The following is a 25,723-nucleotide window of genomic DNA, read 5'->3' as shown; positions in this document are numbered from 1 at the left end:
GCTACTTGCGCGCTAGCGACAACGAGCAGAGGTGCTCGAAGTCGCAGTTCCTGCACCGCTCCTTGGCGTCGGTGGGATCAGGAGCGGTGGGTGAACCACGGAACTGCCGACTCTGGATTGCAGCGGCCAACTGGGCGACCTGCTTGCGACTCTCCTCGATCACTCCGTCAGCGAGCGGGACCTGCATCTCGCGCTTGTCCGGGTCGGTCTCGGCCAGGTACCGGACCAGACCGAGCTCAGGCTCGTACTGGAGTTCCTGTTTGGCGGCCACCGCGTAGATCGAGACCTGCAGACGCATTTCGTCGTGATCGAGGGCTTGGTGACGGTCGCTGTCGACTTCGCCGGACTTGAAGTCGATGATCGACACGCGTGGCGGGTTGTCCCGGCGGACCACGTCGATGGCCCCGGTGATGAGGACGTTCTCCTCAGGCAGCAGGACCTCGAACTCGCGCTCGGGTTCGAACTCCAGCTGTGACAGTTCATCGCCGTAGGTCGTGACGTAGTCGGCCACGATCTTGACGCCCTTTTCCCGCATTCGGCGGGCTGGTTCACCGGTCGTGTGCCGCAGGTAGAACATGCCCGAGGAGACCATCTCTCGCAGTCGCGCCTCCAAGGCGCTGGGGTCCTGGGCCAGTTCAGCCCACTCCGCCGGTGCCAGGTGAACTTCGCGCATCAGGTTGTGTACGCCGCGCCCGTAACCGAAGGCTTGGTCGATGGTGGGAGTGAAACCCAGCACCTTGCGCAGGTAGAAGTCGTGCGAGCACTCGAGGAAGTAGCGCAGGTCGGAGAACGACGTGACTAGGCGGGACTCGTTGCTGGCGGTCGCGGTCTCCAGCGTCACCTGCGGCGCCGCATGGGTGCCGACGGCGGCAGTGCCGCCGACGGCTTGAGCCAGGATGGCCAGGTCCTTGAAGAACGGGGACGGCTTACTGGAGGTGACGAACAGGTACCGCTCGGCCCGGGTCAGGGCGACGTACATGAGGCGTCGTTCGCCGTCCTTGTTGGCGTTGTCAGCGAGGTACTGGGTGGACAGCTTGGCCGCGAGCTCGGGGCTGTACGGAAGGTCGGGGCCCCTGCCGGCGAACTGGCTCGGGAATCGGCGGGAGACGACGTCGGCCACGAAGACGGCCGCGTACTCCAACCCCTTGACGCTGTGGATGGTTGAGACGGTGACCGCGTCAGGGGCAACCATGAGCGGTGCTTCTTCCGGGCTGGCCTGCTTGCTTGCCCACAGCATCAGGCTTTGGACCTGGTAGCGGAAGCCGCCCGGGCTGGACCAGCCCGGGGTTTCGATCCCGGTCACCAGGCTGCTCAGCTGGCCGAGGTGGAACATGGCCATGCGACCGCGCTGGGAGTCGTCGTCCCAGTCGGCCACCTCCCCCTCAGCGAGCAGCCACTGGAAGATGGACTGTGGGAAGACGCGGCGGACGTCCTCGCGGCGCTTGAGGAAGTCGCGCAGCTCCTTGCCTCTGATCGCGGCGAGGGCGGCCTCGTCGACGCGTTCACCGGATAGGCGGGCGGCGATGGCGTCGGCGGCGGCCAGGACGCGTTCGGCTACCCCTGGAGCCACTGACAGACCCTCGTGGGCCAGACGCGTGTAGGCGGCCGGGATCGCGTCTCGGGCACTGGCCGTGACGATTCCCAGCTCGTCGTTCACCCGGTTGCCGATGGTTTTCTTGTTCCAGCCGGAGGCCGGGAACTCGTCGCGCCCGACGCTGGCGTACAGGGCGGAGGCGAACAGGAGCACCTCCGGCTGGGCGAACAGGTCGGGCCCGGCGCGGACGACGGCTGGGACGCCGGCGGCGCGGAGGGCCTCCTGGTACGTGCGGGCGTCGGTCGAGGACCGAACGAGAACCCCGATGTCGGAGTAGGTGATCCCCCGCACCGCGTCGCGGGTGTCGTGATGGGCGCCTTGGTCGCCGTCGACGAGCCGCCGAATGGTCTGCGCGATCCAGGCTGCCTCGTCACTCCGCTCCGCGAACTCCACGGTCATGACGTGAGTCGGGTCCAGATCTGTGCGGTTCTTGCGGCCGGCGCTCATGTCTGCGGAGGACATCGTTCCGGGCGGGGGGATCGTGCCATTCCAAGCGTTAGACAGTTGCACGATGCGCGGAGTCGACCGGTAGTTGGCGGTCATCTGCAGCAGGTCGCCGTCGGTCGCGGACCCGACCTCTGCTGCCAGGTCCGCCATCAGGTCCACCCGGCCTCCGCGGAACCCGTAGATGGCTTGTCGGTGGTCACCGACCGCGGTGAGGTGACCGGCATCGCCGACGATCATGCGGCGCAGGTCGTCCTGGACCTGGTTGACGTCCTGCACCTCGTCGATGACGAGGTGGGTGGTAGCGGCTCGCAGCTGCGCCAGCTTGGCGGGGTCTGTGTCAAGGCGCCGGATGAGCTCCGACTGGGAGGTGCTGAAGTCCAGGAAGTGGCGACAGCGCAGGAAAGCGTAGTACCGCGCGGCGGACTTGGAGAAGGCTTGCGCGACTGCGTCGTCCCCGACCGGCTCCGCCAGCGCGGCTTCCTTGCACCACTCCGACTCCTGTCCGAAGTCTGGCCTGGGTGAGTCGGGGAGCTTGACCTCGAGGTGGTTGTACTCGTTGAGAAGGTCATACGCGCGTAGGAAGTACTCGATGGTGTCGGCCCTCGACGGCGGGTAGTTCTTGCCGATCCCCAACGCCTGCTGCAACCCCGGCAGGCCCAGGGTGAAGTCGAAGCCCTGTTGGATGAGCGCGTAGCGCGCGACGTCGTCGACGATCTCGTCGTTGTGGAACTCCTGGGGCCACAAGGCCCTCAGCTGGTTGAGGCAGTAGCTGTGGATGGTCCCCACGTACATGCCGCCCAGGCTCGGGTCTTCACCGTCCGGGGACACCTTCGCCATGAAGCGACGGACCCGAAACTTCATCTCCTCCGCCGCCCGCTCGGTGAAGGTGAACGCGACGATGCGGTCCTTAGGCACGCCGTCGACGGCATGCCACCAGGCGATGCGACGCGCCATCGCTTCGGTCTTCCCGGCGCCCGCCCCGGCCACGACCAGCAGGCTGCGCGCCTGGGATTGCACGACGGCGGCGGCCTCGTCACTCAGTCCCTCAAGAAGCAGACCCTTCACGTCCGCCTTGTCGGTGTCCGGCACCCTGCGTCCCCCTATGGTCTGAATGTTCCGGATACAACTATCACGGCCCGCCGACACAGGTCGGGACTTTCGAGGGATCACCCTCGGGCGACCGACCTGGCGGTCGGCGCGAAGGTCGACGCCGTTCACGGACCACGGACTCGATCCGGTCCGCAGCCGACCCCGGGTCCTCGTGTTCCCAGACCCGGATCACCGCCCAGCCGGCCGCGCTCAGCTGGTCGTCGGTCTCGCGGTCGCGGGCGACGTTCCGGCGCAGCTTGTCCGCCCACCAGTCGCTGTTGGTCTTGGGCCAGGTTTGGTGGTCGGGGCAGCAGTGCCAGAAGCAACCGTCCACGAACACCACGACCCGCTCGGTCGGGAACGTGACGTCTGCACGCCGCCGGGAGCCCCCCAGCAGTGGCCTGTTCACCCGGTACCGCAGACCCCGCCGGTGCAGGACCCTCCTGACCGCCAGCTCGGCCTGCGTGTCACGTCGCCGCTGCGCCGACATCCGTGCAGAGGTCGCAGGATCAGTCACGATCTGCGACTCTTCGCGCGACGACGACACACCGCCATTGTCGACCCCCGCGGACCGTGGCGCGGCCAGTGGCCGGCTAGGGTGCGACCATGACTCGAGCACCACGGTCCGCGGCACGAGGCAACATCACGGTGCTCGACCTCTTCGCCGGCGCCGGCGGGTTGAGTCACGGGCTCCACCAGGCGTCTCCGCGCTTCGCGACCGTCAAGGCCGTCGAGAACGACCCAGCAGCTGCCGCCACCTACGCCCAGAACCACGACCCGGCGACGGTCTTCAGCGGAACGATCCAAGACTGGCTCAAGGCGGGCGACTGCCCGACGGTCGACCTCATCGTGGGCGGGCCACCGTGTCAGGGCTTTTCGGCCCTGGGCAAACGCGATGTGCTGGACGAACGCAACCAGCTGTGGCTGCGGTACGCCGAGACGATCCGCCGATGCACGCCGAAGTACTTCGTGCTCGAGAACGTGCCTCGGTTCGTCGAGTCCGTGCAGTTCGAACGGTTCCGACGTCAAACTCGACCCAGCGGTCGGCTCGGTCAGTACGCCTTCCAGGCCAGAGTCCTGAACGCCGCCGACTTCGGAACTGCCCAGGTACGCAAACGCGTCGTGGTGATCGGTCACCACCGGGATCTGCCTTTCCCCGGCTTCCCGGAGCCGACCCACCACAGGGCCACGTGGCGCACCCTCAAGGACGTGTTGGGCGGGCTACCTGAGACCGTGACGCGGCGCGACCTGCCGCCCCGGTGGGTCGAAGTGAACGGCAGGCCGCTCCCCGGTGCGTTCGAGACCGCGGAACTCCACCTGACCCGGTTCTACGAGGACCTCTCGCTCGAACGGTTCGGCCATATCCCGGCGGGCGGCAACAGGTTCGACATCCCCGACCGACTGCTGTCTCCGTGTTGGAGGAGGCATCGTTCCGGATCCGCCGATGTGATGGGCCGGCTGCGGTGGGACACCCCGTCAGTCACGATCCGCACCGAGTTCTTCAAGCCGGAGAAGGGCCGCTACCTGCACCCGACGGAGGACCGGGCACTGACCCACCACGAAGCCGCACGGATCCAGGGCTTCCCCGACGACTACCGATGGGTCGGTTCGAAGACAGCCATCGCCAAGCAAATCGGCAATGCCGTCCCTCCCCCGCTGGGGCGCGCCATCGCCGGCGTGCTCGCCGACGCGCCCCTCTGAGAAGCGGTCGCCGGATCTGCCGCCCCGGCGACCCCGCGACGCAGGTGCCGACGGGTGGGCCCCCCCCACGTGAGTCCACCGGTCCCCGCTCAGCTCCCGGTCGACGGAGCCACCTGCACTCGCGCCGACGGCACGATTGCGCCTGTCGACCCGTCCGTCGTCGCGGTCGCGGACGGCTTGGTGAACTGGTCACCGATCGCCTTGTCGATCGCCTGGACGATGGACTCCAGGGTGTCGAGGTCGCGCACCACCTCCTCGATCGTGATGTGCGCTCGCCCGTAGCCGCGCCGGTCGCCCTCGTGCGCGATCTTGTTGCGGCGCGCAGTGATCCGCTCCAGCGCTTGGACGGTGTCCTGGGCCGGGCGGCGACGCAGGTGATCCACGGTCTTGGACCAGTTCTTCAGGCCCAACAGGGCGAGCAGCTCGCCCACCTTGGTCGGTGAGGTGCTGGAGAACTCGCGAATATACGGTTCGAGCACCCGGGAGCGTAGGCCGCGCCGGCGGTGTTGGTAGTGCTGCTCGATGTAGACCCAGTCCCCCACCGACATCGGGATACGGCGCACCTTGTCGTTCGCCTTCGCCTCGGACCGCACCAAGGTGCCGACGTGCTTGAGTGCGATATCCGCCATGTACGTCTCGGTCGCGGCAGCGCCGGCAACGACCGCCTGCCGCAGCAAGGGTCGCAGGTCCTCCAGCTGCGCCCGGGACAGCTGAGACCCGGGCGTGAGGATCACGTAGGCGTCACCGCTGCGGATGCAGTCCAGTTCCGGCCGCTTCGACACAGGAATCCGCAACGCCTGACCGAGCTTGTCGCGCATCTCGGCGCGAAGCCGTCGTGTGCGCTGATTGGTCAGGGCCTCGGCGAGGCGGGTCAGCTGCCGTGCATCATCCATGTTGAGGGCGAACGCCTGCAAGGGGTCCGGCTTGGTCTGGCGAGCCATGAGGTCCTATCGGAGTGATCGGCGGGGCAGTGTGAGGAACCCGTAGCGCGCGTACTCAGTGTTCGCACTCCTTGAAGGTGCGCACGTCGAAGCCGAGGGTGGCGAGCTCCTTCAGCACTGCGTCCTCCAGTCCCTCGTCCGCCTGGACCACGGCCAACTTGAAGTGGCCCCGGTACCGGTCGACAAGGTCGTCCAGGACGGGCCGGACTGAGCTCCGGTCGTCGGCGTTCTCCCACCACGGGTGCAGCTGCCGCCACTCCTCGACCTGTAGCACCGCGAAGACCATGACTGCGATGTCGGCCGCCTTGTCGGCGGGGTTGTCACGCACCGTCATCGACCCGAACCTCGACTCGGCCCCGCGCTCGTCGCCGTCGAGGTCAGAGCCCTTCGCCCACAGGAAGTCGGGTCCCTTGGAGACATACTGGATCGCTCCGGCGAACCGCCACCTGTCGTCGCCCCACGGTCCGAGCCGTGCCGGGCTCGGCATGATGACTGCGGTGGTGTGCTTGGACATGTGCGTGCGCCTCCAGTGTTGCGGTTGGGATTCCGGAGGCTAATGGGTCAAGTCATCCGAAAGTGATGCTTTTCGCAGGATCTGCGCCGTTCGTTCGAGTCGGGCAGCGCACCCCCTGCTCTCTGCTCCACGGCCGGCTCGCGCGCAATACGGAATGCTGTCCCGCCGCCGTGTCCACGCCGGTCCGTCACCAGGTGGGCATCGGTCGGCCTCATCTGTTTGTCCCGAATCTGGGCAAACCGCCCTCGGCGGCGTGGGGTGGATCCATACGCTCGGCCGACGATTCGCAGCCCTAATCGTCGGCCACGATCGGATCCACCGAGAGGTCGCGCTGTGGCGCGCCGCGTTGCAGGGCTGTCCACCCCTACCGGTAAGCACTACAACCCCTGAGGAACGCGTGACCGCGCTACCACCCACCATCGACAAGGCCATCGAGCTGGTTCTGAGGTCGCACGAGCCGTCCGAGGCCGTCTCCGTGCTCCAGGCCAAAGGTTGGAACTTCGACCACGACATGCTCGCGGAACGCGTTCGACGAGTGGCGGACGACCTCAGACCCAAGACCGCTCCACCACCTGCCCGCACAACAACACATCGGCCACGCGCGTTTGTGCGCCCGACACCCCGGGTCTGGCAGGGCCTGGACGTCTCCGTCCTTCCGAAGTCGATCACGGACCTACTCGAGGAGACCCCGTCCGCCTTCGTCGAGCCGACAAGGGCGGAGCCCGCGGCCGCCGGCGAAGTCAACCAAGTCAAGGAAGTCGACGAAGCCTGGCAGGAGTGCCTGGGCGACGTGCTCGCGGCCCTGGACGACGAGATCAAGGCCGCCAACGAGCGACTCCTGGACGGACGCGCACACGCGTCCCGAGGCGTGGTCCTCGGCCAAAGCCAGAAAGGGTTCACCGTCTCCTACGAGCTCGACCGAGACCTCGGCCTCGCCGACGGCTCGCAAGTCCAGCTCAACTTCGACGGTCGCGCCCTGGACGCTGAGGTCATCACCGTGGCAGGTGAGACTGTCCAGCTCTGGGTTCGCACCGAAACACCTCCCAGCCCTACGGCGACAATCGTGTCAGACGCGAGCTTCCTGCTCGCGTTGCGCCGACGGTTTCTCGCCGACTCGGGCACCACGGGCCTCGACCTGGGCGGCGCCTTGTCTCGGCTGCGGTCAACCGACTCCGCCAGGTCACTCTCAGCAGTCACGGCCCAGTCCTCGGTGCTGACCGGCGACCAAAGGAGCTTCGTCGCAGAGGCACTGACCAACGACCTGACCTGGTTGTGGGGGCCTCCCGGCACCGGCAAGACCACCGCCTTGGCGCACCTCCTCACGGCCCTGAGCGCGGCCGGGAAGCGGGTGCTGTTCGTGTCGAACACCAACGCGGCCGTCGACACCGCCCTCCTGAAATACGCCGCGCTCTCGCCCACGTACGCCCTCGGCGAAGTCGTGCGCCTCGGCGAACCCGCACTGCAGGAAGTCGCGGAGCTCCCCACCCCCGTGGTGGTCGATCGGATCAGCTCCGTACGGGGAGACCCGATCGCGCGGGCCCTGGTGAGCTGCAAGAAGGAGATCGAGACACTGCGCAAGAAGAACGTCGAACAACTCGCCCTGATCGAGTCGCACCGCCGCGGCGCAGCCACCGCTGAGGTCGACAGCCCCGACGACCTCGACATCGCTCGGCGCCGCGACCGGCACTTCGACGGCTCCCGCGCCATCGCCCCCGAGGTCGGATTCCTCATCGAGCGACGCAACACGCTCGAGGAGCTCCTGTCACGCCTGCACTCCGCCGTCGTGGACACGGCACGAATCGCCTTCGCCACCGTGCACCGCTGTTACCTGCGAACCCTTCAAGGGCAGCGCTTCGACTACGTCATCATCGACGAAGCGAGCATGGTCTCCACCGACCTGACTCTCATCGCATCCGCCATGAGCAGCAGCGGCATCGTGGTGGCAGGGGACTTCCGCCAGCTCGGCCCGATCGCGTTGGCCGAGAGCCCCCCGGCCCACCGGTGGCTGCGCCAGAGCATCTTCGAGGAGGTGGGCATCACCCAAGAGGTCTCGACCGGACGACTGCGCCCGGGCCTGGTCGCCCTGCGCGAACAGCACCGCATGCGCCTGCCCATCGAGTCCCTCATCGGCACCCAGTTCTACCCCGAAATCGGCCTCAGAGGCAGCGCCCACATCGCGGCCAGGACACCCACTGGGCTAACCGGCCTCCCGACGGCGGAACTCCTGCTGTTCGACACTTCCGCACTGCACCCTTGGATGGGTCGACGCGCTGGCCGATGGTCGCGCCTCAACCCGATGCACGCACAGGTGGCGGCGGAACTGCTGCACCACCTCCCTCCGGATAGCTCCTTCGGCATGGTCAGCCCCTTCGCCGCCCAGGCGAGACTGTTGAAGGCGGTCCTGGGGCGCGACGACGCGCAGCGCAGCGCGTCCACGGTCCACCGGTTCCAGGGCGGCGAGCGCGACATCATGCTGTGGGACACCACGTTGGGTGCGGCAGGCCAAACCCGAACAAACTCGTGGTTCCAGGCAACGCGGCCACACGAGGAGGGTTTCCGGCTGATGAACGTGGCGCTGTCGCGAGCACGCGACCAGCTCGGCATTGTGGCGGACCTGAAACACCTCACGAAAGAGCTTCACGAGTCCACTACCGCCCGACGCGCTCTGGCGTTCGTCGAACGGCACGGCGAACCGGTGAACCTCGAAGCGCTGCTGATGAGCGGCCGGACGACGCGGCTCGGGCGCGGACGCGCTGGCGGTGACCCGCTGGTTCGACTGCTCGACGAGTCGAGCGGGCCCGTCGTGATCTGGACGACCGAGGCACCGAAGGAGATCGCGGCCGAGCTGCGCCAGTCCCTGGAACGCGCCCGCGTCAATGGGACAGCGGTGTACCTCCGCTGCCAGGTCCCGACGACCCTCGACCGAGCCGCTGTTATCCGTGACCTTCAGGCACGGGGTGTCAGCGTCCGCTACCTGCCTCGGGTGACGGAACACCTCGCTGTGGGGTCCGCGGTTCTGTCCAGCCCATACTCCCTGCTGACCATGGCTGATCAGCAGGTCTGGCTCAGTACCCAGTCGGCCCCGCTGGCTCAGGCGCTGCTTCGGTTGCTCAAACGCACGGCGGACCCGGCGTTTGCGGACGGGGAGCAGGACCCCACGTGCCCTCGTGGTCACCCGACGGTTCTCATGCGTGCCAAGGAGCGCGACTATGTCCCGCAGCTCTGTCCTCTGTGCCATCCGGCCACGGGCCGCGGGCCGGCGTTCTGACCCGGTGACGCAGCAAGGCGGTGTTGCGGGCCCTATGCGCGGACGAACACGACTGTCTCGGCGGTGAGGTTGACCGAGCTTGCCTTCCAGCCGGCGTCGGCGATGGCCCGGGCGACGGCCGACCCGTCGTATCCATACCAGTGGGCGATATGGGTGCGGCTGGAGTCGGGCAGAGGAAATCCGATGACTCTTTCCACCTGATCGAATGTTGCCCGCACCTCGTCTGTTGGCTGGTCGCGTAGCCAGCGGTACAGGTCGACGTACTTGCCGCTGTGGGTCGCCGCCTCGACCGGAGTCCCGGCCTGCTGGTCGAGCGACTCGACGGTGGGATCGGGGGTCGGCTCACGGGAGGCTTCGGGTTGGTCGTCGGTCTGGGCCCCTGAGGACACCTGGGTCGGAGCCGGCCGCGGCCACACCTGCGTAGCACGGGTCGCCAACGCCAGCCCCCGGTCGGCGATGGCCTGCTCGGTCCACTCGGCGTGCTTGTTGAGATCCGAGTTCAGTCGAAGGATCGAGTGCAGCAGAGCGCTCTTCTTCCCTTCGAGGAGCCCGGCGTCGGTCGCGGCCACGTCCGACCAGGGTCCGTTGCTCATGGCCGGGTTGAGCGACTTGGTCACCAGGGTGAGATTCCCCAGTGTCTGGACAGCCGCGTCACGTCGACCGGCGGCAAGGGGGTCGTCGCCGTCCTCGAGTGGCCAGTGCGTCCCCCATGACTGGGGCATCACGTGCTCGACGGTCAGTCCCTGGGGACAGGGCGCGTCCTCGGCCTTGGGGTCGCCGCGCCGAATGTCGTCCTCGAGCGCCTCCAGAAGCATGCGGACGCGGGGTCGGCTCAGATTCTTGTAGACGGACGTGGTGGTGAGGGCGGTGATGACCTGAGCGTCGGTGGGCCACAACCGCGCATCGGCTTCCTGACGGGCGAGGAAGGCTTGGGTGACGTCACCGGCGGTGGCCACATCGGCCGTGTCGACGGCACGGAGCAGGTCGATGAGCATCTGGTTGACGTTCTTGGCGGTGAACCGGCACAAGGCCCGGCGCACGAGCCACGACTCGAGAGCGCTGAGAGCCCGGTCCCGTTGGGCGTCCGGCAGGGCCCCGTCCGGGCGGGACATCACCCAGAGCAAGAACGGGGTGACGGCGGCGGAGTCCAGGGCCTGCAGGACCCGGTAACGGAACAACCCGACGACACTCGAGGCCGGGGCCTTGTCCAGGTCGCTGAACGTGGCGGCGTCTTTCGACAGCTCGGCGAGGACCTGGTCCAGGGTCGGTGTGCTCGTCAGCCTGAGGTAGTCGCGGAACTCGGTGAAGACCCGGTCGGTGGCAACCTCCCGCAGCAGTTTCATGGTCAGCCAGTAGTTCATGAAGACGTCGATGCGTGGCCGGAACCTTCGACCCTGGGAGATGTCGGTGCGCCAGTAGTCGGTGTCCAAGGGCGCCCAGTACTTCTCGTACAGGGCCCGCACATCCAACCCCTGCGCTTGGGCGGACTGAAACACCAGGTTCTTGATGAGGTCTGCCGCAAGCAACGGCTGGCCGCGGTGGTTCAACGTCTCGAAGATCACCTGGGCGTTGTCACCCGGCTCCAGATCGATCACGACCACCTTGAGGAAGTCGCGCAGCGCCACCGTGAGCGCGTTGAGCCGGCCGACGACCTGCGCGGGGTCGTCCGGTTCCTGCGCCCACTCCTTGACGCGGGCGGCGAAGAACCGGTGGGCACCGACGATGCTCGACTTCTCCAACTCCGGGGCAACCGCTGCGGTGTCGTCCATCGCGGACCGGAACGCATCCTGGTCCCGGTCCGTCGGCCACACCTTGAACCGCTCGTCCATGTTGGCCGACAGCTGGGCCGGGTTCAGCACCAGCACCTCGAGGGCTTGCGCATCCTTGCTGTCGCCGTGCTGCGCGACGACCGTCTGCGCTGCGTCCATCAAGAGCTGCAAGGTGGTCATCCGCTGCTGCCCGTCCACCACCCCACGCACGCTGATGTAGTCCACGCCGACGTGTTGCTGTTCCACCACCACCGCCCCCAGGAAGTGTGGTGGCACGGCTCGGGGTCCGAACGGAGGTGGAGGTGTGACGAGCACCGTCTCGGCCACTCGGACAATGTCCTCCCACAAGGGCGCCCACTGGTCCTGCTCGTTCCACACGTACGGGCGTTGGAACAGCGGGATGACATACCGGATCTGGTTGCCGAAGATCTCCGCGGGCGTCAACGGTGTCGCCTTCATCGTGCTCCTAACGCAGAGGTGTCCACTGGCCACCTAAGGAGATCCTGTGCCGGTGCACTGGCGAAGCTTCGATGCTTCCCGCTAGCACCCACACCCGTCGCTGTTGCGTCGTGCCCCGCCACACGCCAGCCACGACCAGAACATACAAAGCCGGACACTACCCCCGCCCTGCCGCAGACGCGGCGAAACCAGCACAAGAGGGGCCGTTGAGCCATCTCGCAGCCCGTACCGGCACCCCGCTGCCGACGGGTCGGGCTGGGTGCGGTCGGTGTCTGCCGGTCGGTCACCGAAGGACCGGCAACCCCGGGAGCGCACCCGCCCGGCCACCCGCTGGAAACTCGAACGGAGGTGCGTGATGTCGGCAAAGTCCGGTCACTCCTGGACCCGCTGACAATGCGCTGAAGCGGGTCGCGCCTACGCGGCTCGACCCGCTTCATCGCGCATCAGCCCCGCGGACGAGGGCACGACTCGATCAGGCGAACCCGMTCCCCCACGTAGAGCCCCTCGGCCACGTTGACGAGCCCGGTCATGCTCACGTCGACCACGATGGAGGTGTCCGGTCGCAACTGCGCCAGGGCCCCACGCAACGACGCGGTGAACTGCACCTGAGCGCACCCGATGTCGATGGTGATCAGGGCCTGCCGGTACCGGCTGCGCCACCCGTCGACGCTGCTGACGATGGTGCCGTGCAGGCGGACGCGCTCGCGCCCGACCGCGGCGAGGTGCAGAGCCTCCAGGTTGTGAATAGTTGGCGTGTTGGGGGTGGGCATTTCGTCTCCCGGTGGATTAGTCGGTCCCGGTTCAGCCGGGGTCGACGAGCACCGTGCCGGGTCCCGCGGCTAGCGCAACCGACCTCTCCCGCCGTACAGCGGGCGGCGCGCTCAGGGCGGGCTTGGTGGTGGGTCGGGCGCGTGCGGCCCTGCTGCGAGCGGGGGGTCAGCTGCGCTGGCTGTCTCGCTCCGCGTCCAGGTAGTCCCAGAGCGCCGCGAGCCCATGCTCGGCTTCGTCGGCCTGGACCCTGATGAGCCGTTCGTGATCGGGGTCCACCAGCTGTTCGATACCCACCACGAACCACTGGTCCAGCAGCAGCAGGTCGACGTGGGCCTGCAAGTCCCAGCGCAGCGACCGGCACACCTCGGTCAGGAAGTTCTCTGCGGTGACCGGGCGGCGGGGTCCCAGCCGAGCACGAACACGCACCATTGAATCCGCAGCGGCGGCTGCCCGTCCTGGGTCGCACGTGCACACCATCGGCAGTTCCACCACCTCGGCGTCCTGGTGATCGGCCATCAGAAAGCTCCAGACCGGTCCGCGATCCGTTCGATGCAGGTCACGATGGTGGATCGTGTCCGGCTGGGAACCCCGTCGCCGGCCAGGTCCACGAGCAGCAGCATGGGGTGACCCAACCGGCACACCAGGACCTCCGTCAGGGGAACCGGGGTTCCGTCGCTCTCGAACACGTTGATGGCCAGGGGGCCGGTTCCGGTGACCGGCGTGGCGTTCGTTCGGGGGTGCCGGATCCAGACGCGGGCGTCCAAGTCGAGTTCGTGGACCGACGCCTCGGTGTGGACGCGCCACCGGCCGGTTCGCCCGATCGTCATGCGCGTGCGCCAGTGCACGGTGCCACTCGAGTCGTCCATGACAACACCGCACCACGACCGATCGCCCGCACGCACCAGGTATTGACGGTCGTCCAGTCTGTCGGCGCCGCGGCTGGACAGTCCGGGGCGGGCGCCCTGAAAGCAACGGAGTGGGATCACCATGACGACGTGACCGCCTGCGTGCCAACCTTCGAGTACCGGCTGGAGCGAGACTCGGACACCGCCCGACTCCGCCCGCCACCGTCGGACCCACCGCCTGTTCTCCCGGGGGGCGACCTACCGTGACCGGACCATCCGCGCCTGACCGCAACGCCGGGCCGTTGTGCGTCTCGGTCGGGCACCGGTTGCTGCCCGCGGCCGCGCTCGGCATCTTCGACGACGGGGACCAGGCCGAACCTAACGTGCCCTACTGCGCCGCCTGCGCCCAGGCCCTGGCCGACAGTGGCGAGTACACCGTCACCGACGTTCTGGACGCGGATGCTCTGGGAACCGAGCCCTGCCCCCACTGCCACGGGTCCGGCCGGACCTCCCGCGCCCGAGCCGCACCTCCCCCTTCGCAGGCCCGACACGACGCGGCGCTCGAGGTCGCCGAGCTGATGCGGTCCTTCGACGAGGCCCGCCCTGAGGACTTGACGCCGCTGTTCTACGCGACCGCCTTCTGGGAGCTCCGGTCCGCGGTGGACGCCCTGCTCGGCCCGGCATCACCGGGCGGGGCAGGTCTTGACGCCGTCACAGAGGGTGGGGGCGTGGGACCGCTCAACGCCACGGACCGGGCTCCCTGATGCCGACGACCCACGGCAGCGGCACCGCGAGCACCGCTGCGTGCCAGAGCACCAGCACCCGCGCGGAACCGTCCGTGTCGATCACCACCCCCGCCAGCAGCACTGGCGTCTCCCGCACCGGGCGGTAGGCGACCGGTTGCCAGCACAGCACGACCGCGCGCGAGCGCCCGTCGGACAGCGCCCGCACCAGGGGCTCGAGCTGGCACCGGCGACCTCCGACCACCACCCAGCCGGGAGTATCGCGTCGGGCCCGCCTGGCGCGGGCGACCGCCGCCGTCGCGGGCGCGCACACTCCCACCGCCGGACGGCCGAGGCGCCACGCGGCCAGGGACAGGCCGGTGACCAGGTCTTCCGGACGGGCCGAGCGCAGTCGTTCGAACGTCGCCGTCGAGGTCATGGCGGCGGCTGTGGTACCCCAACTTGTAGGTGCGCAGCAGGCCAGGCCACGGGCGGCCAGAGCGGCCTCGTCGGTCAGGGCGTCGGCAGATTCGTGCTCCCACAGTTCGGCGACACCGTGGTGCCGGACGTGCAGCAGCGCAGGAAGCGCTTCGAGCGCGAGGTCCAGCCCGAGCAATGCGGCCCAGTGTCGCGCGGCCAGGGTCAGGGTGTGTCGGACCACGGCGTCGGCGAACGTCGCGGGGTCGGGCATCAGTGCGGGCGTGCCCAGTTGAGCGTCGAGACGGTAGGCGGACTTGAGCAGGTGCGCGCGCACCGGTTCGGTGACCAACTCCGCGAGCCACGGGGGAAGCCAGGCTCGCGACCAGGGTCCGGACGAGCCCTCGAGCAGCGACGGTTGCCGGAGCTCCTCCTCGAGCTGGAGGACCTGCAGGTCGCTGCAGGCGGCCAGTAGCGCCATCACGTCGGGCTCGCCGCGGGTCCGGTCGTACCGCTTCGCTTGGAAGTCCCTGACCTGGGGCCAGGGCGCCTCCCCCAGCACCGGGGCGCGTCGGCCCCCGAACGCCACGAACTGGCTGGGACTCCGGGACGACCTGATCACACCGCCCTCCCTCCGGCAGGGCCGAGTCTCCCGCTGTCGGCCCCGGCGCGGGCTCGGCAGCGTTTTTGTCCAACGTGGACACGGCGGCCATGGACGACGCGGTCGATCCGGTGTGTGCCGGCAGCCACCTGTGGTGTCGTTCGGAAATGCCGACGCGGCAGTCAGGGAGGCAGGGATCGAGTCGAATGCTGGGGGCGAGCGTGCCCGCACCGTCCCCGCCATGCCGCACCCAAACCACCCGTTGGACCAGCTCCGTCTCCGCCCCCGCGACTACCTCGCCGAACCACACCTGTTCGGCTGCCACGGGTCTCCGGTCTGGGTCACCCCCGACGGCGGTGACCGCGTCTCGCTGGCCGTGGCCCAGGTTCAACACGAGTTGGCCTATCACCTGTGGGCGTACCCGGACAGGGGCCGCGCCCACCGCCTCACCACCCGGTTCGGGTTCTCCAAACAAACCCTCAGCCTTGTCCAGCACGGGCAGACCTGGGCTCGGCTGCGGGTCATGGCCGCCCTCACCTGGGCCGTCCTTGACCTCCCCCGACCATCCGGCCAGTCACAGGGGTGACCGGGCCCCGTTGAGGGAGTGGTCATCCTGACGAACGTAAGGGTCGATGTGACGGTAGGGGCGCCACCGGACGTGACGCTCGCCCGGCACGCGTTCGTCGGCGCCCTGGCGCACCGAGTGATCGGCGAGCTGCTGACCCAGACGCCCGCCTACCGGCTCAGAACGCTCGGTTGGACGGAGACCCTGGCGCTCGTGGACCGGCTCCTGGTGCCTCCACTGATCGAGGACCGGGCCCACCGGCTGACGATCGCCGCAGCCGCGGCCATCTACTTCCAGCGGCTGCTGCCCCCGCCCGGGTGCCACCTTCTGGAGGTCGAACCGTACCTGGTGGGTCAGCGCCCCGACGTGGCCTGGCGCACCCCCGACGCGCGGATCCTCCTGGACGAGATCAAGACGGGGCGGACCACTTCAGCCTCCAACAGCACCTTGGAGCAGGCACGTCGACACCTGGCTGCTGCCAACGCCGCACGCTCGGGCGTGCGGGTCCTCGGCGTCCGGGTGCTGTCCACGCTAGCCCCCGAGCAGTCGTGGCTGCTCAACTCGCGCGGTGACCGGCAGCCCCTCGCGGGCACGGCCCTGCTCCCCGACGTCCACCCGATCCGTCGCCGCCTCCCAGGACTCGGCAAGGGCAGCGGCCGGTCGGCCTCCAGGCCCAGTGCCGCTGGCCTGTCGAGAGGTCCGCCACCGGGCATTGCGGACGATCGGCCCTGTCGAACCGTGCCCCGTCATGGACGACACCGAAACCATGGCCCGCCACCGCGACGTGGGGGCCGCGTGCCACCGCATCATCGCCAACCTCGCGCAGCGCAGCCGCAACCCCTCCCTCGAGCAGATCAAGCAGGAAGTCCGCCGCCACCTGCGTCACCTGGCCGAGAACGAGGGACGCGCCCACCGCCAGAACCTCACCGGACTGACAGGTACCTACTTTCGCGAGCTGGCCCCCGGCCATCCGTGGCGGTTCCTCGGGTCGGAGGTTCACCTCGGCAGCGGCCGAGTCGACCTGCTGTGGAAGGCCGCAGACGGGCGCCTCCTCGTGGACGAGCTCAAGACCGGCCACTGGGCCTTCTTCGGCACAAGGGAGCACCACGAGCAAGCCCGGCGCTACCTGCACGCCACCCGCGACCTCTTCGGTCCCCATGTGGTGGGGGTGCGACTGCTGTGCCTGACTCGGCCCCGCAACTCGCTCTACCTCACCAGCCCGGCCGGTCAGTTCGCCCCCCTCCTCCCACCGGAGCAGCGGCCCTCGACGACCTGGCGGCCGCGCATGGGAGAGCGACCGCTGATCGAGCTCCTCGCCTCAGGACGGCCAACGCACACCCAGCTCAACCTCCCCCAAATGGGGGAGGTCACCTGATCCAGAACCCCCCGATCGCCCCACGCGCAACCAGCGACCCCACCCGCACCATTGCAGGCAACGCGGCCACAGCCTCGGTCCACCCGCCCACGATCGGAGAAGAACCAATGGCCAACAAGCACAAGATGCAGCGCACCGCGCGCGACCACGCCGTCGAGCTGCTGCTCGAGACCCGCAACGCGACCGGACGTCTGACCCGGTTCCATTACGAACTCGTCGCTCAGGACTGCGGCTACACCGTCCGGCACCTGCAGCGCATGATCGCCCGCCACGACGACGCACCCAGCGACGCGAAGAAGGGCTTCGAGGTCGACCAGACCGTGGTCGAGGCGGTCTTCACCATGTGCGGCAACATCGCCGGCGCCTGGGACGCCCTCAACCAGCACCCGGAGTACCGGGGGACCAACCCGCTGCCCAGCCTGAGCACCTTCCGCCGCCGGGTCTGGGAGCACCTGGGCGCCCACTCGATCGCCGTAGCCCGCAAGGGACCCAAGGTGGCCCGCGAAGTCCGGGTCCACTTGCCCAGTGAGCGCGAAGAGCGCGGCGCCAGCTACCTGCTCGACCACACCGAACTGCCCATCTTCGTGATCCCCGACGGAACCCTGACGGCGCGGCGCCCGTGGCTGACCGTCGTCATGGACGCCGGGAGCAGGTACGTCCTGTCCTGGGTGCTGACCACCCACGGGGTCCCGACGTCCGAGGAGGTCCGCGCCGCCCTGATGCGCGCCTTCGACATCCGTTGGGCACCCGACGGGCAGACGCCGGTGGGGGGCCTGCCCGAACGCGCCGTGTGGGACCGAGGACTGGACTTCCTGTCCGACCTGGTCACCGACTCCTGCGCTCGCCTCGGCGTCACCCCGGTCGCCTTGCCCGCCTACAGCCCGCACCTCAAGGGCAGCCTCGAACGGTTCTGGCGCCACCTCAAGAGCAACGGGCTGGCCCCTCTGCCGGGGTACAGCGACAGCGGCGTCGACGTGCGCGGCGCGTACCTGCTCGCCACCACCGCCCTCAGCGAGGAGGCCCTCCTGCACGAGCTCCACACCTGGATCGACCGGCGCAACACCGAACTGAAGAACCGCACCCTCGACATGACCCCGCTGCAGGCGTGGCAGGAGGGACGCACCCCCCTGCGGGACATCCCGAGGGACCGCTTGTGGCAGGACTTCCTGCTCAGCAAGCAGGTACACAAGGTCACCAAGACCGGGGTGCGGCACAAGAAGGTGGACTACGTCGACCTGAACGGAGCCCTTCACAAGCTCATCGGTCGCAGTGTGGAAGTCCGTTACCTGCCGCACACCCGCGACTTCATCGAGGTCTTCCACGACGGCACCCACGTCACCACCTGCTACCCCGCCGACTCGCTGCGGCCGGATGACAAGCTCGCGTTCCTCCAGGCCCGCCGGCAGGCCCAGCACGACACCCAGCGCCACTTCGCCGCCGCCTCCCGCGCCCGGGCAGCACACCCCGGCGCCATCGAACTGGTCGAAGTCACCGGCGCCGGCCGCAAGAAGACCCGCATCGCGACCGGCACCCGCGTCGACCTGCTCGCCGACCTCGACAAGACGTTCGACCAGGCCCGCAGCAAGCGCATCGACGGCCAGGGGTCGCTGCTGTGAACCTGCTCATGCTCCCCGGCCTCGAGACCGCCGCCGTCCCGGTGCGCACCGCGGCGTTCACCCAGATCGCGGACCAGCTCGAGTTCGCCGCCACGTTCCGCTCCACCCTGCTCGTCACCGGCGACCACGGCACCGGAAAGCGGTTCGCCGTCCTGACCTGCCTGACCGAACAGGCCATTCCCTACCACCACATCGTCGTCCCGCCGAACCCCACCTCGAAGGACATCATCCGGCTCCTGTACGAGGCGGTGACCACCGACGACGACGTGTTCGCCCTGCGCGACATGCAAGACGAGCTCGTCGCCGTCCTTGCCCAGGAGCCCCGCATCATCCTCATCGACGGCGCGGAACAGCTCACCGCACAAGCCGCCGAACAGCTGCACTACCTTCACCGGCAGCCCGGTGCGACCTGGACCCTCGTCCTGCTCGGTGCCACCGACGCGATGAGGGCGCTCAAGACCTCCGCGAACCTGCACGGGGAAGTCATCGCGTGGGTCGAGGTGGAACCGCTGCGCGATGACGCGCTCTTCACGGCGGTCGGCAGCCTGCACCCGATGTTCTTGGCCGCCGACGCCGGGCTCATCCACCTCATCGACACCCAGATCTGCAAGGGCCTGATCAAGAACTGGGCCCGCTTCCTTCAGGCCGCCCTCTACCTGCACCGCCTCGACGCCGAGGCGGGCAGAGAACCTGAGGAGTTCGACCTGCCCTTCATCAAGAAGGTAGCGGCCCGCCTGCCCCTGCTGCCCACCCCCAAGAAGCGATAGACCAAATGCCCACCCACCACGTCGACGTCACCGACATCCCCCTCGAGCTGCCCACCGGGCCTGCCGCCGGCGGCAGCGCCCTGTGGGTGCAGGTGCGACCCGACCTGCGCCGTGGCGCCGTAATCGCCGGCGACATCCTCGCCGCCCTCGGCAAACGCCGCGACGTCGCAGGCAAGGGACGAAACGAACACCAGGACGTCACCCTGGCCATCGCCTGGATGCGCGCCTACGACATCACCGCCCTGGTGATCACCGAAGCGCAACGACTTCACCCCACCGTTCTTCCCAAGGTCATCTCGTGGGCCAACACCGCGCAGATTCCCCTGTGGTTGCTCCACCGTGCCGAGCACAGCGACACCTTCATCCGCGCCCTCGCCCGCCGCGGCGCCCACCCCCGCCACCTCGACGAAGTCCCGCCGCCCACCCCGAGAACGACCGCGCCCGGGCAGCGACCCACCTTGGGCGTCAAGCTCCCCGACGCACCCTTCCATCAGTTCCGCACCGCCTGCGACACCACGCTCGGCAAGAAGGCCGCCGACCGAGTCCGCCTCCGTCACACCTCCACGGCAACCCGCTGCTACGACACCCTCCGCCGCGACGACAGCGGCCCAGACGTCATCGCGCGCCTGGCCGAAGGGATCCTGGGCACTGCACCCGAAGACGACCTGCTCACCGTGGACATTCGCGCGCTCCAGCTAGCCGCCTGGCACTGCGACCTCTACCTCAAGACCGACCTGCCCGCGTTGTTGATCAGTCCCGAACGCCAGCTCACCGACCCCCACACGGTCGACGCCGCCCTCACCGCCTACCGGCAACCCCACCGCGCAGTGGCGGTCACCCTCGCCATGCACCAGGTCGGGGTTCGCGCCATCCACCAACTGCCTCTCACCGCCGCGAACGCGAATGGAACGGTCGCGCTGGGTCCCGGCCGGCAGGTCGAGTTCCCCGAGCACGCTTCCCGAGCGTTGCGGGCCCTGGTCCACCTGCGCACTCCGCTGCACGAGGCGAAGCCGACCCTTCTCGGGATCCCCGAACGCGCCGTGTCCAGCAGCCTGAACGACGCCGTCACCGACCTCGGAATCCGAGTCCACGGCCGCACCGCCGAACGCCACTCCCACCCCGTTCGCTGGCTCCGCCGGCTCGGGCTCACGCTCCACCCGCTGACGTGATCAACGCCGCCGCCCTCGCCGAAACCCGCACCCTGCGAGGACTCTCCCAAAGGAAACTCGCCACTCTGGCGGGGCTCAACTACCAAGTCATCAGCCGCCTCGAGGCAGGTGGCGACGACGGCCGACTCACCATCCGTGAGTTTGAACGCATCTGTGCCGCTCTCGAGGCACCGCCGGTCAGCCTGCTCTCGCCCATGGGGCCCGGCGCGGCCCGCGTGACACCCACGGCCGGCGATCAGGAGCTCGACGTGGGTCAGGCACGGCTGCTGCGCCGGATACAAACCACCGCCGACGTCTCCCGGAGCCTGTCCGGGCTCGAACGCCAGACGGTCCTTCCCACACTGCTCAAGGCGGGACTCGTCCGCACATCCACCGCTGCCGGCCTGCGGTTGTCACCGACAGCTGCCCACAACCTCTCAGACGTGGACGACCTCCCCTAGATCGTGAGGTCGCCCACGCCCACCGCAGTAGCCCGGGTGTCAGAGGTCGTACTCGATGGCCACGTCGGACTCGTACATCTCCAACGGAGACTTCCGGCCGCCGAGAATCGCCTCGCGAACCAACCCGATTTTGAGGTCGAGGATCCGCCACGACAGCCCCACCTTGGTCACCGCGTGGATTCTGTCGAACCCGTCTCCGAACTCCGCCGCGAACTTCGCCAAGCCCTGCAGCTTCACCATCGAGTCCTCGAGATGATGCCCGTGCGGGTCCACGATCGACGCCTTCACCGCACCGTCGACCTCGTTGAAGAACACGAAGTCCGGGTGCATCGAGCGCCAGTTGCCCACCTCGTCCCGGTAGGTAACCCCGAGAGAGTCCACCGCCTGCCGCGGCGGGTTGCGGTACCAGCCGACCGAGTTTTTCCGCGACAGCTCCTTGCGGACCAGCTCGCGCTCCCACTTGTTCAGCGAGCCCAACGGGAACTGCCCGTCATCGTCAGCCATCAGGTGCCGGGCCACGAGGGGCGCCTTGACCAGCTGCTCGCCTTCAACGACCTCGATGTAGTCCTCGACCCTTGTGCGCGGGCGCTTGAGCTCACCGAGCTGAGGCTCCGTGGCCAGAGCGCGAATCACCTCGTACTCCTGCTGACGGTCGTCGTTCAGACCCGCGATCTTGGCGTCGTACTCCCGGAACCACCGCGTTGCAAGATCGTCCGCCTCCCGGTCGACCCGCTCCCGCACGGCGGGAACGGTGGCCAGAGCGGACGTCAGGACGAACGCGTCGCGCAGATCCCCATCGTCGTCGTCGTTCACGTCAGCCAGATGGTTGACGTAGGACTGCGCGATGTCGCCGCCGAACGCCTTCTTTGCGTCCGCGAATGCGACCTGGATCGCGCGGTCGTCGGCGCGTTCTTCGAACTCCTCGTACGTCAGGTAAGCCTGCCCGGCGCGGCCCGCGATGGACTGTCCCCGCACCGCCCAAACCTCGTTGGCAGCCTTCTTCACCTGATGTCCGCGCTGGTTCCTCTCGTCATCCAGGATGCTGTGCATCTCCGTCCTGACGTCCTCGAGAGCGCCGGCGCGAAGCCCGTCGCTGGACAGGGCTAGTCCCAGGGACGTCAGGCGCTTGACCGGCGACGCACCACGCTGCGGGAGCGTCATCGTGGGGAGTGCATCCCAGCAGGCCCACACGCCTTGCCCGAGCGCCGTATTCGGCACCAGCAGGCACTCCTCGATGATCGCCCTTCGGGTTGGGCGATCGACCTGCTCGATCTGACCCGTTAGGAACCGGACGACGTTGCCAGCGGTCGTTCGGTCGAAGAAGGGCAGGATGCAGTCGACCGAGTTGAGCTTGTCGTCCCCCGGGATGCGGCGGGCGAGTGGGTTGCGGACCATGCGCCCGAGCAGCTGGGTGATGTGCGTGTGGTCCCTGGCCGGCCTGAACGACACCAGCACCTCGGCGCGTGGACAGTCCCACCCGGTCGAGATCGCGTCCTTGGCGACCAAGACACGCACCCGGTGCTCGTCCTGAACGCGTTGCGGCTCGATCCAGTCGACCTCCCACCCGCCGAACGTCTGGGTCGAGTGGTCGCCCAACACATGACGCACCGCATTACCGCTCAGCTCCTGAAACTCCTCGAAGACCGCGTCCAGCGCACGCCCGATCTGGTCCGGATCCGGAGTGTTCGGCGCTTGCAAGACCAGCAGCGGACGCACCACATCAGCGGCGTTCTGTGACTTGGCGTAGGTCTCCCAGCGCTCGGTGGACTCACGGAGCTTGCGAGCGGCGCGCTTGACCAAGACCGTGTCGAAGTCACCGGCCTCGGCCGGGATGTCGAGAACGATGTTGTCCTTGACGAGGCCCGACTCCTGGACCGCGAATCCATCCACGATCACCGAATCCAGCGCGCGACGAGTTCGATCGGCGTCGGCGGCCGCCATCGCGTCTTGGAACCGTTCGATTGTCGCCGAGATTCCCCACACGATCGGAACCGGTGGGTAACCGGCGTGCCCACTGATGAGCTTGCGGACGATCGTCGGCTTTTCCGAAGCCGCAGTGGTCCGGTTGAAGCCGCGGTGTGCCTCATCGAGGACCAGGTAGACGGTCAGCTCGTCGTCGTTAATCGTGTTGGCAATCGTCTCCCAGATCGTCCACCCTTGAAGGTCAGGTTGAGCAGCCATCCCGGGGAGGGACTCAGCTTCGGGGTCCTCGTCGTGGCCACGGGTGAGCAGGGAGTTCTTTCCCAAACGCTGGGTGTTGAGGAAGTACACCTTCCCGGCCTCGAGTTTCGGCCGTGCGAACGGAGGCGCAACTGTCACGAGATCTGTGAAGCGCAACTTGTCCGACGCCTCCATCAACCGCCCACGCGACTGATCGTTGAGGTTCGGGTCATCCGAGAACCAGATAACCACGGCGCCCGGGTCTGGGTCGAAATCAAGGGTCTCGTTCCCGTAGAAGAGCGCCTCGATCACGGCCGCAGCCATGACTGTCTTACCCGCGCCCGTCGTCGCCGTAAGGGAGAACGAGGTGGGCTGACCGTCCCGATCGTCGATCGTCTTCGCCTGATCGAGGCGGCGAAGCACCTGATCTACCGCATTCGCTTGGTAGCCGTGCAGCGTGAACTTCATCGCGCACCCCGCCCGGACTCGATCTCGAAGTTTCGCAAATATGCCTCGTACAACCGGACCGGTTCCACATGGTCGGGGAGTTCGCGCACCACCGACGCAAAGAGGCGATCCTCATCCGTGACGATGAAGGCCAGATCCAGCCGGTCTTGCTCCATGACCGACTTCACGAAGACATCGACCTGATCGAGGTCAGCCAGTACCCCGTAAGCCTCCGCGACGTCCCACCCCTGTGTCACGTCATCGATGCGCCGCCCTCGAGACCCCGCGCGCATCCACAGCAGCGGAGCGATGCGCTCGAAATCCCGGTGGCTTGCGACGCGCAGTGGCGCCTCGTAGGTCAGCGTGAAGAACTCGAGGTTCTGGCTAAGCCCGTCTGAGAAAGTCGTTCCATCTGTACGAACTCCGGTAGCGATTGTGCTTAGTCGGGGTCTAGTCACATATTCGTGGACACCGAATGCTTCCCAGCCTGCATCCCTCGGCCTAAGACCAGACTGGCGTAGTTTGCGAAAGTCCCCAGCCGCAATCTCGTTATTGGTGACCAGGATGGCACAGCGCGTTCCACTGTCCTCTTCATTGAGACGCATGACGGCTTCTGCTGTAGATCCTGAACCGCCGAAGAAGTCAAGAACAATCCCATCCTGGGGAACGATCATCCGCAACCAACGCATAAGGACGCTATGGTCTTTCGGATTCGGGAAACGGCGATCCCCAAGAACGCGCTCGAGGTATTTCGAGCCTGGCATCCGCGACAGTTCGAAACTCGAGGAAGCCACCCGCGTTTCCTGATTCGACAAGAAGCTCTTCATCCGGGGGGTGGTCGCGTGGTCTGGTCCGAAGACAACCCCGTCTCGGGCGATGAGCCGCGCCATGACAGCTTCGTCGTACCGCCAGCCATTGGGTGGCATCTTGACTGGCGTACGCGTTACCGGATGAAGCACCTCGTACCGGAGGTTTGGCCGAGGAGTAGGGCTGCCCAGATTGTCAGCCTGGAATATGCGCCCAGCGTCATCAATCTGGTCGTACCTAAAGACCGCTGGCTCGACGCTATTCTTGAAGGCGCGGATTTCCTTGCGGAATAGTTGCGTCGCTAGCGTCGGGTCACCCGCTGCCTCCGCCCATGCCCTCTCACCGGCCGCGAGCATTAGCTCCAAGCCCGGCTTCTGTTCGCGCCAGCGAACCCCAGCGGCTTGAAGCGCTGATTCATCGCGAGCGTAGATGAGCATGTAGTCAGCACCGTTCGAAACGTAGCGGGAGTCATTCTTTCTCCCCCCCTGCCAAACGACGTCCGAAATGAAGTTCTGCTCGTCGAATATTTGATCCATGAGAAGCCGAAGACGATGATGTTCCTCGTCGCCAATCGCCACGACGATCACCCCAGTCGGCTTCAGGAGCTCCTTGGCAAGCTCCAGGCGCCGTTCCAAGAAGGCTAGCCATTTACTGTGCTTGTAGTGGTCGTCGTCAGCGACATACTTATCGTTGTAGATCCAACCCTCGTTGCCCGTGTTGTAAGGCGGGTCGATGTAGATGCAGTCGACCTTGCCCCGATGCGTGAACAGAAGGGCCTGTAGCGCGTGGTAGTTCTCGGCGTTGATGACGGTGTGAAACGGCTTGTCGCCACCTTGCTCGACCTTTCCCGTGGAGATAAGCCCGGGGTAGATCGGGTCACGGAACTCGGCCACGACGACCAGTTCACCCACCAGCACCGACCACTCGTCTTCGGGGTCGTCCAGAGCGACGATGTTGCTCCACCGCTCGCCGTCCTCGGTGTAGATGTTCGTGACGCGGTAGAGCTTTTCGTTTTCCATTGTTGGCTGCTGACCGCGCTCAGGGAGACAGCGGACCTTGTCACCCCGCCGAATGGGACGACCGGGAAGTTCAACCGCCTCCGGTACGTGCCGTTCGAAGTTCAGGCCGAAGGAACGTCGATCGGCAAGAGCGGCCACCTCGCGCTGAAGGTCGGCTGCAAGTGCTTCGTTGTTGAGTCCGACCTGGCGCAGCAGATCGTTGAGCCGTGACAAGGTGGCT

The 25,723-nt window shown here is 67.5% G+C and carries 20 protein-coding genes; 9 read left to right on the top strand and 11 right to left on the bottom strand.

From position 1 onward, the window contains the following. Position 1: 1 nt before the first annotated feature. Both AC1DV7_RS10435 and AC1DV7_RS10430 read right to left on the bottom strand, forming a co-directional pair. On the bottom strand, positions 2-3,130 hold the full coding sequence (locus AC1DV7_RS10435; protein ID WP_477597054.1) for an ATP-dependent helicase: 3,129 nt from the start codon (positions 3,128-3,130) through the stop codon (positions 2-4). Positions 3,131-3,170: 40 nt separating this feature from the next. Beyond that, positions 3,171-3,647 carry a very short patch repair endonuclease gene (locus AC1DV7_RS10430; protein WP_477597053.1) on the bottom strand — a complete coding sequence of 159 codons (477 nt, stop codon included), beginning with the start codon at positions 3,645-3,647 and terminating at the stop codon, positions 3,171-3,173. 131 nt (positions 3,648-3,778) lie between these two features. Between AC1DV7_RS10430 and AC1DV7_RS10425 the strand changes: the two genes are divergently transcribed. After that, a complete protein-coding gene (locus tag AC1DV7_RS10425) occupies positions 3,779-4,831 on the top strand; it encodes a DNA cytosine methyltransferase (protein WP_477597052.1) in 1,053 nt (350 codons plus the stop codon). Between the two features lie 89 nt (positions 4,832-4,920). On the opposite strand, the gene AC1DV7_RS10420 is transcribed toward AC1DV7_RS10425, so the two are convergent. Both AC1DV7_RS10420 and AC1DV7_RS10415 read right to left on the bottom strand, forming a co-directional pair. Next, complete coding sequence (locus tag AC1DV7_RS10420) at positions 4,921-5,772, bottom strand: HEPN domain-containing protein (protein ID WP_477597051.1); 852 nt, start codon at positions 5,770-5,772, stop codon at positions 4,921-4,923. A gap of 55 nt (positions 5,773-5,827) precedes the next feature. Next, positions 5,828-6,286, bottom strand: coding sequence for a hypothetical protein (locus AC1DV7_RS10415; protein WP_477597050.1), 459 nt, complete (start codon positions 6,284-6,286; stop codon positions 5,828-5,830). A 154-nt stretch (positions 6,287-6,440) separates the two neighbouring features. On the opposite strand from AC1DV7_RS10415, the gene AC1DV7_RS10410 reads away from it, so the two are divergent. Next, entirely contained in the window at positions 6,441-9,554 is a 3,114-nt protein-coding gene (locus AC1DV7_RS10410; RefSeq protein WP_477597049.1) for a DEAD/DEAH box helicase, read from the top strand. Between the two features lie 32 nt (positions 9,555-9,586). On the opposite strand, the gene AC1DV7_RS10405 is transcribed toward AC1DV7_RS10410, so the two are convergent. The 4 genes from AC1DV7_RS10405 to AC1DV7_RS10390 all read right to left on the bottom strand — a co-directional run bounded on the left by AC1DV7_RS10405 (position 9,587) and on the right by AC1DV7_RS10390 (position 13,419). After that, positions 9,587-11,782 carry a DUF262 domain-containing protein gene (locus tag AC1DV7_RS10405; protein ID WP_477597048.1) on the bottom strand — a complete coding sequence of 732 codons (2,196 nt, stop codon included), beginning with the start codon at positions 11,780-11,782 and terminating at the stop codon, positions 9,587-9,589. A gap of 443 nt (positions 11,783-12,225) precedes the next feature. After that, complete coding sequence (locus tag AC1DV7_RS10400) at positions 12,226-12,552, bottom strand: hypothetical protein (RefSeq protein WP_477597047.1); 327 nt, start codon at positions 12,550-12,552, stop codon at positions 12,226-12,228. A gap of 166 nt (positions 12,553-12,718) precedes the next feature. Beyond that, on the bottom strand, positions 12,719-13,069 hold the full coding sequence (locus tag AC1DV7_RS10395) for a hypothetical protein (protein ID WP_477597046.1): 351 nt from the start codon (positions 13,067-13,069) through the stop codon (positions 12,719-12,721). Next, a complete protein-coding gene (locus AC1DV7_RS10390) occupies positions 13,069-13,419 on the bottom strand; it encodes a hypothetical protein (RefSeq protein WP_477597045.1) in 351 nt (116 codons plus the stop codon). Before AC1DV7_RS10390 ends, AC1DV7_RS10395 begins: the two co-directional genes overlap by 1 nt. Before the next feature lie 242 nt (positions 13,420-13,661). Here AC1DV7_RS10390 and AC1DV7_RS10385 point away from each other — a divergent pair, with 242 nt between their 5' ends. Next, the gene (locus AC1DV7_RS10385) at positions 13,662-14,162 is read left to right on the top strand and encodes a hypothetical protein (protein WP_477597044.1); all 501 of its coding nucleotides are present in this window, start codon (positions 13,662-13,664) and stop codon (positions 14,160-14,162) included. Here AC1DV7_RS10385 and AC1DV7_RS10380 read toward each other — a convergent pair. Next, positions 14,137-15,159 (bottom strand): hypothetical protein, encoded by a 1,023-nt coding sequence (locus tag AC1DV7_RS10380; protein WP_477597043.1) that lies wholly within the window; start codon positions 15,157-15,159, stop codon positions 14,137-14,139. The genes AC1DV7_RS10385 and AC1DV7_RS10380 overlap by 26 nt on opposite strands. A 220-nt stretch (positions 15,160-15,379) precedes the next feature. Between AC1DV7_RS10380 and AC1DV7_RS10375 the strand changes: the two genes are divergently transcribed. The 6 genes from AC1DV7_RS10375 (at position 15,380) to AC1DV7_RS10350 (ending at position 21,070) form a co-directional block, all read left to right on the top strand. After that, on the top strand, positions 15,380-15,724 hold the full coding sequence (locus tag AC1DV7_RS10375; protein ID WP_477597042.1) for a hypothetical protein: 345 nt from the start codon (positions 15,380-15,382) through the stop codon (positions 15,722-15,724). Positions 15,725-16,451: 727 nt separating this feature from the next. Next, on the top strand, positions 16,452-17,078 hold the full coding sequence (locus tag AC1DV7_RS10370) for a PD-(D/E)XK nuclease family protein (RefSeq protein WP_477597041.1): 627 nt from the start codon (positions 16,452-16,454) through the stop codon (positions 17,076-17,078). A gap of 107 nt (positions 17,079-17,185) precedes the next feature. Then, on the top strand, positions 17,186-18,694 hold the full coding sequence (locus AC1DV7_RS10365; RefSeq protein ID WP_477597040.1) for a Mu transposase C-terminal domain-containing protein: 1,509 nt from the start codon (positions 17,186-17,188) through the stop codon (positions 18,692-18,694). After that, entirely contained in the window at positions 18,691-19,461 is a 771-nt protein-coding gene (locus AC1DV7_RS10360; RefSeq protein ID WP_477597039.1) for an AAA family ATPase, read from the top strand. Before AC1DV7_RS10365 ends, AC1DV7_RS10360 begins: the two co-directional genes overlap by 4 nt. A 5-nt stretch (positions 19,462-19,466) precedes the next feature. Further along, complete coding sequence (locus AC1DV7_RS10355; RefSeq protein ID WP_477597038.1) at positions 19,467-20,630, top strand: hypothetical protein; 1,164 nt, start codon at positions 19,467-19,469, stop codon at positions 20,628-20,630. Continuing rightward, the gene (locus tag AC1DV7_RS10350; protein WP_477597037.1) at positions 20,627-21,070 is read left to right on the top strand and encodes a helix-turn-helix domain-containing protein; all 444 of its coding nucleotides are present in this window, start codon (positions 20,627-20,629) and stop codon (positions 21,068-21,070) included. The genes AC1DV7_RS10355 and AC1DV7_RS10350 overlap by 4 nt, the downstream gene beginning before the upstream one ends. 39 nt (positions 21,071-21,109) lie before the next feature. Here AC1DV7_RS10350 and AC1DV7_RS10345 read toward each other — a convergent pair whose 3' ends face one another. Continuing rightward, on the bottom strand, positions 21,110-23,698 hold the full coding sequence (locus AC1DV7_RS10345) for a DEAD/DEAH box helicase (protein ID WP_477597036.1): 2,589 nt from the start codon (positions 23,696-23,698) through the stop codon (positions 21,110-21,112). Continuing rightward, a complete protein-coding gene (locus AC1DV7_RS10340; protein WP_477597035.1) occupies positions 23,695-25,716 on the bottom strand; it encodes a site-specific DNA-methyltransferase in 2,022 nt (673 codons plus the stop codon). Before AC1DV7_RS10340 ends, AC1DV7_RS10345 begins: the two co-directional genes overlap by 4 nt. Positions 25,717-25,723 lie beyond the last annotated feature (7 nt).

It is taken from the genome of Pedococcus sp. P2_E4, from assembly GCF_056403935.1.
This window is presented reverse-complemented; position numbering and strand designations above follow the sequence as displayed.

Coding starts and splice junctions, on each gene's coding strand:
- AC1DV7_RS10420 (WP_477597051.1), bottom strand. CDS start 5,772: ATGGCTCGCCAGACCAAGCCGGACCCCTTGCAGGCGTTCGCCCTCAAC.
- AC1DV7_RS10415 (WP_477597050.1), bottom strand. CDS start 6,286: ATGTCCAAGCACACCACCGCAGTCATCATGCCGAGCCCGGCACGGCTC.
- AC1DV7_RS10410 (WP_477597049.1), top strand. CDS start 6,441: ATGCTGTCCCGCCGCCGTGTCCACGCCGGTCCGTCACCAGGTGGGCAT.
- AC1DV7_RS10405 (WP_477597048.1), bottom strand. CDS start 11,782: ATGAAGGCGACACCGTTGACGCCCGCGGAGATCTTCGGCAACCAGATC.
- AC1DV7_RS10395 (WP_477597046.1), bottom strand. CDS start 13,069: ATGGCCGATCACCAGGACGCCGAGGTGGTGGAACTGCCGATGGTGTGC.
- AC1DV7_RS10390 (WP_477597045.1), bottom strand. CDS start 13,419: ATGGACGACTCGAGTGGCACCGTGCACTGGCGCACGCGCATGACGATC.
- AC1DV7_RS10375 (WP_477597042.1), top strand. CDS start 15,380: ATGCCGCACCCAAACCACCCGTTGGACCAGCTCCGTCTCCGCCCCCGC.
- AC1DV7_RS10370 (WP_477597041.1), top strand. CDS start 16,452: ATGGACGACACCGAAACCATGGCCCGCCACCGCGACGTGGGGGCCGCG.
- AC1DV7_RS10365 (WP_477597040.1), top strand. CDS start 17,186: ATGGCCAACAAGCACAAGATGCAGCGCACCGCGCGCGACCACGCCGTC.
- AC1DV7_RS10355 (WP_477597038.1), top strand. CDS start 19,467: ATGCCCACCCACCACGTCGACGTCACCGACATCCCCCTCGAGCTGCCC.
- AC1DV7_RS10345 (WP_477597036.1), bottom strand. CDS start 23,698: ATGAAGTTCACGCTGCACGGCTACCAAGCGAATGCGGTAGATCAGGTG.